The sequence below is a fragment of the Cupriavidus sp. 2SB genome (assembly GCF_005503625.1).
Lineage (GTDB): Bacteria > Pseudomonadota > Gammaproteobacteria > Burkholderiales > Burkholderiaceae > Cupriavidus.
In genome coordinates, this window is the sequence record NZ_SCMX01000053.1 from 1 (window position 1) to 14,158 (window position 14,158).

14 protein-coding genes are annotated in these 14,158 nt (G+C 64.5%); 9 read left to right on the forward strand and 5 right to left on the reverse strand.

Annotation, left to right across the window (positions count from 1 at the left end; genetic code table 11):
* The 7 genes from FFS21_RS21890 to FFS21_RS21920 form a co-directional block, all read left to right on the forward strand.
* The coding region (locus FFS21_RS21890) for a GlxA family transcriptional regulator (RefSeq protein ID WP_249359550.1) at positions 1-944 on the forward strand (944 nt) is incomplete at its 5' end.
* 156 nt (positions 945-1,100) lie between these two features.
* On the forward strand, positions 1,101-1,853 hold the full coding sequence (locus tag FFS21_RS21895) for an SDR family oxidoreductase (RefSeq protein ID WP_137926829.1): 753 nt from the start codon (positions 1,101-1,103) through the stop codon (positions 1,851-1,853).
* A gap of 22 nt (positions 1,854-1,875) precedes the next feature.
* A complete protein-coding gene (locus FFS21_RS21900) occupies positions 1,876-2,379 on the forward strand; it encodes an Ohr family peroxiredoxin (RefSeq protein WP_137926830.1) in 504 nt (167 codons plus the stop codon).
* A 157-nt stretch (positions 2,380-2,536) separates the two neighbouring features.
* Complete coding sequence (locus tag FFS21_RS21905) at positions 2,537-3,016, forward strand: carboxymuconolactone decarboxylase family protein (protein WP_137926831.1); 480 nt, start codon at positions 2,537-2,539, stop codon at positions 3,014-3,016.
* A gap of 4 nt (positions 3,017-3,020) precedes the next feature.
* Positions 3,021-3,428 (forward strand): cupin domain-containing protein, encoded by a 408-nt coding sequence (locus FFS21_RS21910; RefSeq protein WP_137926832.1) that lies wholly within the window; start codon positions 3,021-3,023, stop codon positions 3,426-3,428.
* A 155-nt stretch (positions 3,429-3,583) separates the two neighbouring features.
* Positions 3,584-4,792, forward strand: coding sequence for an NAD(P)/FAD-dependent oxidoreductase (locus FFS21_RS21915; RefSeq protein WP_137926833.1), 1,209 nt, complete (start codon positions 3,584-3,586; stop codon positions 4,790-4,792).
* Between the two features lie 262 nt (positions 4,793-5,054).
* Positions 5,055-5,792 (forward strand): response regulator transcription factor, encoded by a 738-nt coding sequence (locus tag FFS21_RS21920; RefSeq protein WP_346809968.1) that lies wholly within the window; start codon positions 5,055-5,057, stop codon positions 5,790-5,792.
* Between the two features lie 12 nt (positions 5,793-5,804).
* On the opposite strand, the gene FFS21_RS21925 is transcribed toward FFS21_RS21920, so the two are convergent.
* The 5 genes from FFS21_RS21925 to FFS21_RS21945 form a co-directional block, all read right to left on the reverse strand.
* The gene (locus tag FFS21_RS21925) at positions 5,805-7,004 is read right to left on the reverse strand and encodes a DUF3734 domain-containing protein (protein ID WP_137926834.1); all 1,200 of its coding nucleotides are present in this window, start codon (positions 7,002-7,004) and stop codon (positions 5,805-5,807) included.
* A 73-nt stretch (positions 7,005-7,077) separates the two neighbouring features.
* Positions 7,078-7,860 carry a 3-hydroxybutyrate dehydrogenase gene (locus tag FFS21_RS21930; RefSeq protein ID WP_137926835.1) on the reverse strand — a complete coding sequence of 261 codons (783 nt, stop codon included), beginning with the start codon at positions 7,858-7,860 and terminating at the stop codon, positions 7,078-7,080.
* An 84-nt stretch (positions 7,861-7,944) separates the two neighbouring features.
* Positions 7,945-8,688, reverse strand: a complete 744-nt coding sequence (locus FFS21_RS21935; RefSeq protein WP_137926836.1) for an acetoacetate decarboxylase — start codon at positions 8,686-8,688, stop codon at positions 7,945-7,947.
* A gap of 282 nt (positions 8,689-8,970) precedes the next feature.
* Complete coding sequence (locus FFS21_RS21940) at positions 8,971-9,747, reverse strand: 3-hydroxybutyrate dehydrogenase (protein WP_137926837.1); 777 nt, start codon at positions 9,745-9,747, stop codon at positions 8,971-8,973.
* 10 nt (positions 9,748-9,757) lie between these two features.
* A complete protein-coding gene (locus tag FFS21_RS21945; protein ID WP_137926838.1) occupies positions 9,758-11,149 on the reverse strand; it encodes a GntP family permease in 1,392 nt (463 codons plus the stop codon).
* Positions 11,150-11,449: 300 nt separating this feature from the next.
* Here FFS21_RS21945 and FFS21_RS21950 point away from each other — a divergent pair, with 300 nt between their 5' ends.
* A complete protein-coding gene (locus FFS21_RS21950) occupies positions 11,450-13,036 on the forward strand; it encodes a sigma-54 interaction domain-containing protein (protein ID WP_137926839.1) in 1,587 nt (528 codons plus the stop codon).
* 75 nt (positions 13,037-13,111) lie between these two features.
* Complete coding sequence (locus FFS21_RS21955) at positions 13,112-14,149, forward strand: transporter (protein ID WP_137926840.1); 1,038 nt, start codon at positions 13,112-13,114, stop codon at positions 14,147-14,149.
* The last annotated feature ends 9 nt before the right edge of the window (positions 14,150-14,158 follow it).

Sequence of the window (14,158 nt, forward strand, 5' to 3'; positions counted from 1 at the left end):
ACCCCGATGTGAGCCTTCTCGACCTTGCCGGCCCTCAGACCGTGTTCTGGGCTGCCAGCAACTACGCCCGTGCGCGCGGCATGGCGGGCTACCGTTGCCTGACCGCGAGCTTTGACGGCGGGGTGATGGCATCGGTGGAAGGCACGGTGATGCAGACCGAGGCGATCGGCACCTACGATCCGCGCGTGATCGATACGGTGATCGTGCCGGGCTCGCCGGACATCCTCCAGGTGGCGCGCAACTCCGCGCCGCTGATCGCCTGGCTGCATTCGGCATCGGGCACGGTGCGGCGCGTGGCGTCGGTGTGCAGCGGGGCGTTCCTGCTGGCCTATGCCGGGCTGCTCGACGGCAAGCGCGCCACCACGCACTGGGCCATGCTCGACCGCTTTCGCGAACTGTTTCCCACGGTCGACCTCGATCCCGACGCGATCTTCGTGCAACAGCAGAACCTGTGGACCTCGGCTGGCGTGACCACCGGCATCGACCTGGCGCTGGCGATGGTGGAGGCCGACTACGGCCACGAGGTGGCGCTCAACTCTGCCAAGGAACTGGCCGTGTACATGAAGCGGCCGGGCGGCCAGCCGCAGTTGAGCGAGATCCTGATCTCGCAAAGCCGGCAGGTGCCGGTCTTCGAATCGCTGCATTTGTGGATCGTGCAGAACCTGTCGTGCGAAGCGCTCGGCGTGGAGCATCTGGCCGAGCACGTGGGCATGAGTCCGCGCAATTTTGCGCGCGTCTACAAGGAGAAGACGGGGCGCACACCGGCCAAGGGCGTGGAGCATTTCCGCATGGAAGCCGCACGCCGGCTACTGCAGGACCCGACCCGTCCCATCGACCTGATCGCGCGCGATTGCGGCTTCGGCAGCGAGGAGCGCATGCGCGTGGCCTTCCAGCGGCACTTCGGACTCTCGCCGAGCGAATACCGGCTCAAGGTGAATCGCTAGGCGCGCGTCTTACGACATCTTCCACACCACGATCCTCGATCCCCGATTGGTGCGAAATGGGAAACACCGTGCGCCATGCGTCGGTCTGGTGCGTGCCAGGACCAATGCCTAGCATGAGCATGGAGTCATTCCATTTTTCGCAGACGGAGGAGCATCATGAAGATCGTTGTGATTGGCGGTACGGGACTGATTGGTACGAAAGTGGTGGCGCGGCTGGTGGCGCAGGGCCATGAGGTGGTGGCTGCCTCGCCGAAGAATGGTGTCAACGCGCTGACCGGCGAAGGGCTGGCACAGGCGCTGGCCGGGGCAAAGGTCGTGGTCGATGTGGCCAACTCGCCGTCCTTTGAAGACAAGGCCGTACTGGACTTCTTCGAGACGTCGGGCCGCAACCTTGCCGAGGCGGAGAAGGCCGCTGGCGTGGCGCACCATGTGGCGCTTTCGGTGGTGGGCACCCACAAGCTCGAACAAAGCGGCTACTTCCGCGCCAAGAATGCGCAGGAAGCACTGATCCGCCGCGCGGGAATACCGTTCACGATCGTGCGTGCGACGCAATTCCTCGAATTCCTCGGCGCCATCGCGCAGTCGGCGGGTGAGGGAGACGCCGTTCCGATCACCACTGCGCTGATCCAGCCGATTTCTTCCGACGATGTGGCGGAAGCCGTGGCCGACGCCGCGCTGGCTGCACCCGTCAACGGCATCGTCGAGATCGCCGGTCCCGAGCGATTCAAGATGAGCGACCTTGTGCAGCGCTATCTCACGGCCATCGGCGACAAGCGCACCGTTGCCCCCGATCCTGCAGCGCGCTACTTCGGCGCCGACCTGCAGGAAGGCACGCTCGTACCGGAAGGCCAGGCACGCCTGGGCCGCATCGGTTTCGAGGAATGGATGCGGACGTCCCAGAAAAAATAAACCCGGCGCCGGAGGAGACTTCATGGAAAAGGAAGCACACCTTCAACCCCCACCGCTGACGTTGCTCGACCGATACCACGGTGAAGGTTTTACGCCGCTTTACTCGACGACGGTGACGGTATCCGGCGGCGAAGCGGCGCATGGCCGTGCATCGGGCGTGGCCCGGTCCGACGATGGCAACCTTGTTCTCGACCTGCGCCTGCCCGCGGCGCTGGGTGGCCCGGGCGGTGGCACCAATCCCGAGCAACTCTTTGCGGCGGGCTTTGCCGCCTGCTTTCACGGGGCACTCAGCCTGATTGCGCGACGCGAACGTATCGAGGTGCAAGGCATCACGGTGGTCGTGCAGGTTGCGTTCGGGCGCGACCCGGTCGATGGCGGCTATGCGCTGACGGCCGAGATTTGCGTTCGGCTGCCGGGCGTGGAGAAGGCGGTGGCCGAGGAACTGGTACGCAACACCGAGCGCATGTGCCCCTATGCAAAGTTGGCGCGCGAGGGCATGCACAGCGTGATCACGGTGCTGGTCTGAGCGGCTCGCGGCACAGGTGCGCAGCCGTTGTGATTGGTGCGCGGCCGGCAACAGAGTGGGCTCCTCGGCGGCACTACCGCGTCGCGCCGCCAACACCTACGATGCATCTCGTGCGATGCAGGATGTCATCGCTCCCATCAGTCCACCAGGAGGAATCATGACGCAACGTATTAACTTCTTCGAACAATCGCCGGAACTGTCCCGTAAGCTCATGGAGCTCGGCGCACTGTTCCAGAAGACCACGATCGAGCCGCATATCCGCGAACTGGTGGAGATCCGCGCGTCCCAGCTCAACGGTTGCGCATTCTGCGTGGACATGCACACCAAGATGGCCAAGATTCACGGTGAGCGCGAGCTGCGCCTCTACCACGTGGCTATCTGGCGCGAGTCCACGCTGTTCGCGCCGCGCGAGCGTGCCGCGTTGGCGTGGGCCGAGGCCGTGACGCATCTGGGCGCCCAGGGTGTGCCTGACGACATCTACGAGCGCGTGCTGACGCAATTCAGCGAGAAGGAATTGTCGGACCTGACGTTCCTGGTCGGTTCGATCAACGCATGGAACCGCCTGAACGTAGCATTCCGCATTGTGCCGGGATCGTCGGACAAGGCGTTCGGCCTCGACAAGGCCAACCTGGAGTAATGCCATGAAAGCGCTTCTATCCATGACGGCGGCGGTGGCGCTGTCGGTGCTGATGGCGGCCCCGGCCGCACACGCCGCGACGGACGATGTGCAGGTGAAGGACCTGCTCGTGAAGCCGCTGGCTGACTACCCCGGCAAGGAAGTGCAGATGATCGTCGTGGAATACGGGCCAGGCGGTGCCGATCCCGTGCATCGCCACGACGCGCACGGTTTCATCTACGTGCTCGAAGGCAGCATCGTGATGGGTGTGAAGGGCGGCAAGGAGGTGACGCTGAAACCCGGCGACACCTTCTACGAAGGCCCCGATGATGTCCACACGGTGGGCCGCAATGCCAGCAAGACCAAGAAGGCGAAGTTCGTCGTCTTCCTCCTCAAGAAGCAGGGCGCTCCGATCCTGACACTGGAAAAGTAGCCCGCTGTCCCACAGGCACGGCTGCGTCTGGCCGTGCCCGTCGCTTTCCCCCTCCTGTCTTCTCATTGACCGGCGCGATGGCGTCCTGGAAAGGGGGAGACGTTTGCCTTGCATTTCCACCCGATTACCCGAGTACTGAATACGAGAGGACAACCATGACACGAAAGATCCTGATCATTGGCGGCGGCTTTGCCGGACTGTGGACGGCACTCGGTGCCGCGCGCGTTGTCGACCAGCAAGGCGACAAGGCTGACGACGTGGAAATCACGCTGGTGTCGCCGCGTGCCGAACTCCATGTGCGGCCGCGTCTGCACGAGACGCATCCCGAGCAGATGGCCGTACCGTTCCTGCCGATCCTGAATGCCATTAACGTGAAGTTCATCGAGGGCACGGTGGAGCGTATCCATCCGGCGGATCGCATCGTCGATATCCAGACGGCCGCCGGCCAGACGCTAGCGTTCCCCTATGACCGCATGGTGCTGACCAGCGGCAGCCGCCTGTTCCGTCCGCCGCTGCCGGGGCTGGCCGAACACGCGTTCGCCGTGGATCAGCTCGACGAGGCCGTGAAGCTGCGCGAGCACCTGGAGGGTCTTGCATCAAAGACCGACACCGCGGCGCGTAACACGTTCGTCGTCGTGGGCGGTGGCTTTACCGGTCTGGAAGTGGCAACGGAATTGCCGGAGCGGCTGCGCAAGATCTTTGGCGACACCATGCGTCCGCGCATCGTCATCGTCGAACGCGCCGATGCCATCGGTCCCGATCTCGGCCCGGGTCCGCGTCCGCAGATTGTGGAGGCGCTCGAGCAACTGAATATCGAGACCCGTATTGGCGGCGGCGTGGTGTCGTTCGATGCCAATGGCGTGGTGACTGCCACGGGCGAGCGCATCGATGCCGCCACCGTGATCTGGACGGGCGGCATGGTGGCCAGCGCGCTCACCACGCAGGTGGTGCCGACCGTCGATCGACAGGGTCGCCTGGAAGTGACCGAGGATCTCCGCGTGACCGGTGCAAAGGATGTCTTCGGCGCCGGTGACGTGGTGCGTGCGCTGACCGATGACGACGGCCACTACTCGCTGATGTCGTGCCAGCACGCGCTGTTCATGGGGCGCTTTGCCGGCTACAACGTCGCAGCGGATCTGCTGGGCCTGCCGACGAAGGCGTATCGCCAGGCGTTCTACGCCACCTGTCTCGATCTTGGTAGCTGGGGCGCGGTCTACACCGAAGGCTGGGATCGACAGGTCAAGCTCGTACGCGCCGAGGGCAAGGAACGCAAGATCATGATCAACACGCAGTGGATCTACCCACCCGCCGCCGATCGCGAGCAGGCGCTGGCCGCTGGAGACCCCGAGATCAGCTACGCCTGAAGCACCGTCTTCATCCCGTTGGCCGGCGCCTTCCACCTCCGGGGGCGCCGGTTTTTTTTCGTCCATCCTTCCTTGTTTTCGTGCTCCGTCGATTGGTGCGCAATCGGAAACGCCGCTTCCCCCCAGCGTGGCTTGTGACGCCCTGCAGCGCTGCATAGACTTGCCCTATATAAGGCGCATGGCGGATGCAACATATCTTCCCGGTTTCATCTGACCGATGCGCACATAAGTCTCAAGCCCTTCCGAAATCCGGAGTTGCATCGTGAAAGCATCGCCCTCGAATCCTGCTGGTGGCCGCGCGGCCTGTGAACCTGTGGTCTACATCGTCGATGACGATGTGGGCATGAATGACGCCTTGCAGGACCTGCTGCGGTCCGTGGGCCTGCGCACGCGCGCGTTTCTCTCGGCCGAGGCGTTCCTGACGACCACCATCGACACGGCGCCAGGATGTGTGGTCATGGACGTGCGGCTGCGCGGCACCAATGGACTGGAGGTGCAGCGCGAAATGGAGCGGCGCGGCATGTGCCTGCCCGTGGTGTTCATCACGGGCCATGGCGATATCGAGATGTCGGTGCGGGCGATGAAGGCTGGCGCGGTGGATTTCCTGCCCAAGCCGTTCCGGGACCAGGACTTGCTCGACGCCGTGGCGGAAGGCATTTCCGCCGACCGCAAGAAGCGGCACGTCCTGCAATGCAGCGACGATCTGCGCTCGCGGCTGGCCACGCTCAGTGACCGGGAGCGCGAAGTCATGACGCTGGCCGCGTCCGGACTCATGAACAAGCAGATCGCGGCCACCATCGGCATCAGCGAGGTGACCATCAAGATCCACCGCAGCCGTGCCATGCGCAAGATGGCGGCCCGCACATTCGCGGATCTGGTGAAGATGGCGCTGGAGCTGGAGCTTGAACTGCCCATGATGCGCGAGCCTGCAACAACGGCGCAGCGCCGCCACATGGGAGCGGAATCGGGAACGGCGCCGCAGTGGGCGCCGGGCTACTGAATCAGGCGGAGGCTATTGGCGGTGGATGTCGTGCGAGACGAACGGATTGTCGTGCGTCGGCATGGCCAGCCATTCCGGATGCAGCAGGGTCCCGCGGATATCCTCGCGCCCGCTCTTCCAGTGCTCGGCCATCGTCAGTGGTCCGAACTGAAAATCCTTCGCGCTGCCTTCGAACGACTTGTCGCGATAGATCAACTGAATCACGTTGTGGCGCGCATCGCACGCGCTTTCCGCGGCCTGACGGTAGGCGTCGGTTTCGCGGCGTTCCGGCGGTACCAGTGCCAGCACATCGGCAAGCAGGCGACGGAAATTCTGCTGCTCGCTCATGTAGTCGGTGATGAAGCGTGTGCGGCTGGAATACTGAATGTCCTTCTGCCGCGTGGCCACATCCGCGAGCGTATGCGGCAGGGCGCCTTGCGCGCTCCACAGGTCCACCTGGAAGATCAGCGCGTTGCGGCGCGGCTGCGATTTCAGGATCACGGAGAGCGGGGTGTTGGAAACGAGTCCGCCATCCCAGTAGTGCTCGCCATCGATTTCCACGGCCGGAAAGCCGGGCGGCAGCGCGCCGGAAGCCATGAAGTGTTCGGCGCGCAGGCGCATCTGCGTATTGTCGAAGTAGACAAAGTTGCCGTTGCGCACATTGACCGCACCCACCGAGACGCGCATCTCTTCGTGACGATTGATGCGGTCGAAATCGGCAAAGCGCTCCAGTGTGGCTTTCAACGGCGTGGTGTCGTAGTAACTCGCACTGTTGATCGCCGAAGGTTGCGCGAAACCGGTGGGCCAGACGCGCGGCGAGAAGAAGCCGCGCTGGCCTTCCACGAGCGCCCGGGCCGCCTCGATGCCGTCGAACCAGATGCGCAGCGGATCGGGCCAGTGCTGCGCGCTGTCGGCCATCATCTCGTAGGGAAACAGGCTGGGCAGCCACGGCTGCCGGCAGATATGCGCCCAGAATTCGCGTAGCCGGGCCACGCGCTGCCCCGGTGCATTGCCCGCGATGATGGCTGCGTTCAGCGCACCAATCGAGATGCCCGCCACCCAGTTCGGTTCGATGCCCGCTTCGGCCAGGCCCTCATAGACGCCTGCCTGATAGGCGCCCAGCGCGCCGCCACCTTGCAGCACGAGCGCCTTGACGGCATATCTCCGGTCGATCTCCAGGCGCGCGGTGGCTGTGCCGGAAGACCCCTGCAGGTCCTGCTTTTCGTGGTACATGTTCGATTCCTTGAGCCATGGGTCATTTGCCCCGCTCTCGCTTCATGATTCATGACAGCGGGGCGCAGTCGGCTTACTGCATGTACCAGCCGTGGCTGACCACGAAGGACTGGCCGGTCAGCGCGTTGGATGGGAAAGCGGACAGGAAGAGGGCGGTCTGCGCCACGTCATCGACAGTGGTGAAGACGCCATCGACGGTGCCGCCCAGCATCACGCGGCGCACCACTTCTTCCTCGCTGATGCCAAGCTCGCGCGCCTGCTCGGGAATCTGCTTGTCTACCAGCGGCGTGCGCACGAAGCCGGGGCAGATCACGTGCGAGCGCACGTTGTGCGCGCCGCCTTCCTTGGCCACCACGCGCGCCAGACCCAGCAGGCCGTGCTTGGCGGTCACGTAGGCGCACTTGAGCGGGGATGCTTCGTGCGAGTGGACCGAACCCATGTAGATCACCGTGCCGCCACGATTGTCGCGGTACATGTGGCGCAGCGCGGCGCGCGTGGTCAGGAAGGCGCCATCCACATGGATGGACAGCATGCGCTTCCAGTCGTCGAAGTTGTATTCGTGCACCGGGTTGACGATTTGGATGCCGGCATTGGACACGAGGATATCGACACCGCCGAATTGTTCGGCCACCAGGTCGGTGGCACGGTCGACGGCTTCCTCATTGGTGACGTCCATCGCCACGCCGATGGCACGGCCGCCGTTGGCCTCGATGCCCTCGGCCACCTTGCGCGCTGCTTCCTCGTTGAGGTCGGCGATGGCGACCGCCGCACCCTCGGATGCCAGCAGTTCCGCGATGGCCTTGCCGATGCCGCTGGCCGCGCCCGTGACGATGGCCGATTTGCCTTGAAGCTTCATGTTGTTCTCCGGATGAATGAATTGCCGGCGCCCGTCATGGACACCGGGGCACTGAAGGGAAACGGGAATGCAGGGTGTGCGGCGTCAAGGCTGGAGGTAGTCGTAGACCACCTCGCCGAGGCCGAGCGTCAGGTCGGCCACGTAGTGCTTCGCGCCGACGATTTCGAGCACCGGCAACTGGGCAACCGGCGCCAGCGCGTGCGGAAACAGCGAGAGCGCGGCGGGGCCGGTCCATGCGCCCTTGACCTCCACGTCCGTAAGGAAGTAGCAGACGAGCTCGCACACACGCGCCGAGCCATCGACATGGGGCAGGATCTTGAGCAGGTAATTCGGCGTCGTCACCAGTGACTGGCGCACCTTGTCAGCATCGATGCACTGGTGCTTGTAGCCCATCGTGCCGGTGGCCACGCGTACCGGGCCGTAGTCCAGCGTGCCGAGCAACGTATCGGTCTCGACCGACAGGCGGGGGTTGGCCAGCTTCTTCGGAAAACCCCACAGCTCGCGCCCGCCCGCAAGCGGCGGATGGTCGTCCAGGAACATCGAGTGGGTGTAGTTGCCGGCGTGGCCCTGGAACGTCACGGGGATCACCTGTCCCGATTCGGTGTAGCTGCCGAAGCCGGTGGAGTCCGGCATCCGGATGAACTCGTAGTGCACCACGGGTTCGGCAACCTGCAGCGGTTCGGGCACCACCTGGCGCAGCAACGCCGGATCGGTGCGGTACGAGACGATGAAGTACTCCCGCTGCAGGAACCGGTAGGGTCCCATCGGGTAGGCCGGGCTGACTAGCGGCGTGGCATACGCGCGCTCCCGGATGGTCTGAACGTCCATGTGCGTGGCCTCCTGGCAATGCCGTGCCGCAACGCGCTGTCCCGATGACAGCGGCTTGCTGCGGCCCAGGTTCATTCTGGAAGGCAGGGCAATGGGAAGCCATTACACGTCGGTATCGACGGGTGGATGCTTACGTATGATCGGACTAGCCGATGATTGCCAGGTGATACGTGCAAGGCGCTTGGGGAGGGGAGAAAACCCGCAGCGTTTGAAGACCATCACAAACAAAAAAAGCCCCGACTTCCGCCGGGGCTCTCAGTGCTGCATTAAAAGCCGTAGTGCTTACTGCGCCGTCCAGCCTCCATCCATCGCCCAGGCCGCACCGCGCACTTGATCGCCCATCGGCGAGCACAGCATCAGCACGAGGTTGCCGAGCTGTTCCGGGGTGACGAATTGCCCGGAGGGTTGCTTGTCGGCGAGCAGGCGGGCTTGTGCCGCTTCGGTGGTGATGCCTTCGCGCTGGGCGATGGCGTCGATCTGTGCAGCCACCAGCGGCGTCAGCACGAAGCCGGGGCAGATGGCGTTGCAGGTCACGCCGGTGCCGGCGGCTTCCAGTGCCGTCACCTTGGTCAGTCCCACCAGGCCGTGCTTGGCTGCCACGTAGGCGGACTTGCCTGCCGAGCCCACTAGTCCGTGTACCGATGCGATATTGACGATGCGGCCCCAGTTGCTGGCACGCATGCCGGGCAGTGCCAGGCGCGTAGTGTGGAATGCGGACGAAAGATTGATCGCGAGGATGTCATCCCACTTTTCAACCGGGAAATCCTCGACGGGTGCCACGTGCTGGATGCCGGCGTTGTTGACGACGATATCCACGCCGCCGAAACGCTCCTGTGCCAGCGTGAACATGGCCGCGATTTCGTCCGGGCGCCGCATGTCGGCGGGATGATGAATGGCCTGGGCACCGGTGGCAGTGATCGAGGCCAGCGCGGCGTCGATATCGCCGAAGCCGTTCAGCACGATATTGGCGCCGGCCTGCGCCAGTGCCTGGGCGATACCGAGGCCGATGCCGCTTGTGGAGCCGGTGACCAGTGCGGTCTTGCCTTGCAGGGTGAACATTGCGAATTCCTTAGACGAGGCCGGTCGTGTAGAACACGGCGATCACGAAGAACACGGCCAGTGTCTTGATGATGGTGATGGCGAAGATGTCGCGATACGCCTCGCGGTGCGTGAGGCCGGTCACGGCCAGCAGCGTGATGACCGCGCCGTTGTGCGGCAGCGTATCCATGCCGCCGCTGGCCATCGACACTACGCGGTGCAGCACTTCCAGCGGAATGTTTGCTGCCTGCGCCCCCTGGATGAAAGCGTTGGACATCGCGGCCAGCGCGATGCTCATGCCGCCCGATGCCGAGCCCGTGATACCCGCCAGCGTGCTGACCGACACGGCGGCGTTGACGAGCGGGTTGGGAATGCTGCGCAGCGCATCGCTGACCACGAGGAAGCCGGGCAGCGCGGCGATCACGCCGCCAAAGCCGTATTCCGATGCCGTGTTCATCGAAGCAAGCAGCGCGCCGCCCACTGCGGCCTTCGTGCCTTCTGCAAAGCGGGCCTTTACCGTGCTGAATGCGGTCACCAGTACCACGAGAATGCCCAGGATCAGCGCGCCTTCGACGGCCCAGATGGCGGTCACGCCGGCAATCTTGGTTTCCACCGGCTTGGCCAGGCCCGGCATCGACACGGTATGGCTCTGGCCGTACCACAGCGGAATCATGCGCGTGAGCCAGAAATTCGATACGCCAACGACGATCAGCGGCAGGATGGCCAGCAGCGGCGACGGCAGCTTGCCGCCTTCCACGCGTTGCGGTTCGTTGAGCAGGTTGGTGCCATAGCCTTCGCCACGTGCGGCGGCGGCACGACGGCGCCACTCCAGATACGTCAGGCCCACGGCGATGATGAACAGCGAGCCGATCACGCCAAGCACCGGTGCGGCCCACGAGGTGGTGTTGAAGAACGTGGTCGGGATGATGTTCTGGATCTGCGGCGTACCCGGCAGCGAATCCATCGTGAACGAGAAAGCGCCCAGCGCGATGGCGCCCGGCATCAGCCGCTTGGGAATGTTGCTCTGGCGATAGAGTTCGGCGGCGAACGGGTAGACCGCGAACACCACCACGAACAGCGAGACGCCGCCATAGGTCAGTAGCGCGCAGACGGCCACGATCACGGCATTGGCGCGCGAGCGGCCGATGTAGCGGATGGCAGCAGCGACGATCGCTTCGGAGAAACCGGAGAGTTCGACGACCTTGCCGAACACGGCACCGAGCATGAACACGGGGAAGTACAGCTTCACGAAGCCGACCATCTTCTCCATGAAGACACCGGCGAACATCGGCGCGACGGCCGACGGATCGGTCAGCAGGACGGCGCCGAGCGCGGCCAGCGGGGCAAACAGGATCACGCTGTAGCCGCGATAGGCGGCAAACATCAGGAACGCCAGCGCGGCGATCACTACTACAAATGACATGGGGTCTCCATTGCTTGTTCTTGAATGCGGTCGGGCCGCCTGGGATTGCCGTCTGCTGCCCGGGGTGCCGCCAAATATGAAGCGTCCCCCGGAAAGAGGACCGGGGGACGCTTCCTTAGCAGGCTCCGTGCCCGCGCCAAAAAGTTATGAAAAAGGCGCATAAAGCCTTGGAAAGTGTAACCTTGCTGCTCATGTCTCTTCCTTGAGACAGAACAAGCGCGTCCCAACGCGTGGAAATCTCCAATGTGAGACACTCGGTCTCCAATCAGAGACTGATAAGAAAACGAGACAAATCCCCCCATGCAAAAGATCGCCGAGCCAGGTGGCGCCCTGCTGTTCGACTACGACGATGTGGCGCGACGCGCCATGGAGACGTTGTTCCGCACTTTCGAGAATTTCAGCGAGGGCACGTTCGTCGTGGACGAGCACGCACGCGTGGTGTGGATCAACAAACGTTACGCGGCACGGTTTGGCTTCACCGATCCCCAGGCGGCCATCGGACTCGACTGCGAACAGGTCATTCCGAACAGCCTGATGCGCGAGGTGGTGAGCACAGGCAAACCGATCCTGCTGGACCTGCTGGAGACCGACCGCGAGCCGATGATCGTCACGCGCCTGCCCATCAAGGACGACTCCGGTCGCACCATCGGCGGCGTGGGCTTCGCACTGTTCGACGAACTCAAGGCCCTGACGCCGATCTTTGCCCATTACTCGCGCGTGCAATCGGAACTGGCGGCAGCGCGCCGCTCGCTGGACCATGCGCGCCGGGCCAAGTACACCTTTGCAAGCTTCGTGGGCACAAGCCCGGCCGCGCAGGAGGTCAAGCGCCACGCGCGCCGCGCGGCGCTGGCGGAATCTCCGGTGCTGCTGCTGGGGGAGACGGGCACGGGCAAGGAACTGCTCGCGCACGGCATCCATGCCGGTTCGGCGCGCGCCGAGCAACCGCTGGTCACGGTCAACGTGGCCGCCATTCCCGATACCTTGCTCGAAGTGGAGTTCTTCGGCGCCGCACCCGGTGCCTACACGGGCGTGGACCGCAAAGGCCGCGTCGGCAAGTTCGAACTGGCCGACGGCGGCACGCTGTTTCTCGACGAGATCGGCGACATGCCGCTGTCGCTGCAGAGCAAGCTGCTGCGCGCGTTGCAGGATCGCGAGTTCGAACCGTTGGGATCGAACCGCATCGTGCGCAGCGATGTGCGCATCATTGCCGCGACATCCGCCGACCTGCCCGCGCTGGTGCAGGCCGGGCAGTTCCGTGCCGACCTGTTCTATCGCCTGAACGTGCTGACGATCGACCTGCCGCCGCTGCGCGACCGCCGTGCCGATCTGCTGCCGCTGGCCTACGCGATCATCGAGGAGCTGTGCCTGCGGGCCGAGCGCAATCCGATCGGGCTCAACGACGATGCGCTGGCACTGCTGCGTGACTACGACTGGCCGGGCAACGTGCGCGAGCTGCGCAACGTGCTGGAGCGCGTGGTGTTGCTGTGCGATGAGGATGATCTGGATGCGGAGACGTTGGCGCCGTTGCTGGGAGGGAGGAAGGCGGTGGCGGGTGTTGACGCGCTGGCCCTCTCCCCCGGCCCCTCTCCCGCAGGCGGGAGAGGGGAGAACACCACGGGAGAGATTGGCGCTGAAGGTTTGCTCCCCTCTCCCGCAAGCGGCAGAGGGGATGAGGGCAAGGCAGTTCAAACACCGCCATCGCCCGCGTACACCCCCACCCCCACCACCTACGCCGAAGCCCTCGCCGACTTCGAAGCCGCCTTCCTCGCCCAGGCACTGGATGCCTGCGAGGGCCGCGTGGCCGACGCCGCCGCACGCGTCGGCATCAGCCGTGCCGCCTTCTACAAGAAGCTCGCCGCATCGCGCGCCAGGCCGCGCGCCTCCTGAACGTCGAGGCATCGTCACGCCGGCGTGCTAACGTCGCGCGTGAGAAATGTCAGGACAGAGGTCAGAGGAGAGTTCATGCAATCGGGCATTGTCGAGGCCGGCTATGGATCCGACCCGGTCGGGCTGATCAGCGGTTTCCTGTTTGTCCCGGGCGAGCCGGTGCGCGAGATCGATTCGCGCGAGGCGGCCGCGTGGCTGCACGCCCCGGCTGTGGTGGCGCAGGAAGGTCAGACGCGTCCCTTCGTCTGGCTGCACTTCAATCTCGCGCATAGTGCCTGCGAACGTTGGATGCGTAGTCAGCTTGGCTTGCCCGAGGATTTCTTCGAGGCCCTGCGGCAGGGATCGCACTCCACGCGCATCGAGCGGCAGGATGCGGCGCTGCTGGCCGTGGTCAACGACGTGATCTACAACTTCGGCGTGACCTCGACCGATATCTCCACGCTCTGGGCGCACGCCGATCACCGGCTGCTGGTCACCGCGCGTGCCCGGCCGCTGCGATCCGTGGATCGCCTGCGCGCAGCCGTGCGGCGTGGCGAAGCGTTCCGCTCCCCGCTGGATCTGGTCGTGCATCTGCTGCGCGATCAGGCCGATGTGCTGGTGCAGATCGTGCGCGAGACCGGCGTCAACGTCGACCAGATCGAAGACCAGTTGCTGGCGCAGCGGCTTCGCTCGAACCGCACGGATGTCGGCGCCATGCGGCGTGGCCTGGTGCGGTTGCAGCGGCTGCTGGCGCCGGAACCGGGCGCGCTGTTCCGCCTGCTGAACCGTCCGCCCGCGTGGCTGCAGGAAACCGATCTGCAGGAGTTGCGCGAATCCACCGAAGAGTTCTCGCTGGTGCTGAGCGATCTGGCGGCGCTGGTGGAGCGGATCAAGCTGCTGCAGGAAGAAATCGCCGCCAAGCTGAACGAGCAGACCAACCGCACACTGTTCACCCTGACGATGGTCACGGTGCTGGCGCTGCCCATCAATATCGTGGCCGGTTTCTTCGGCATGAACGTGGGCGGGATTCCGCTTGCGGAACATCCCCACGGCTTCTGGGTACTGGTGGCACTGGTTGCCAGCTTTACCGCGCTGGCCGGACGGTGGGCGTTCAGGAAGCAGCAGAGCCAGTAGCAATCGGAA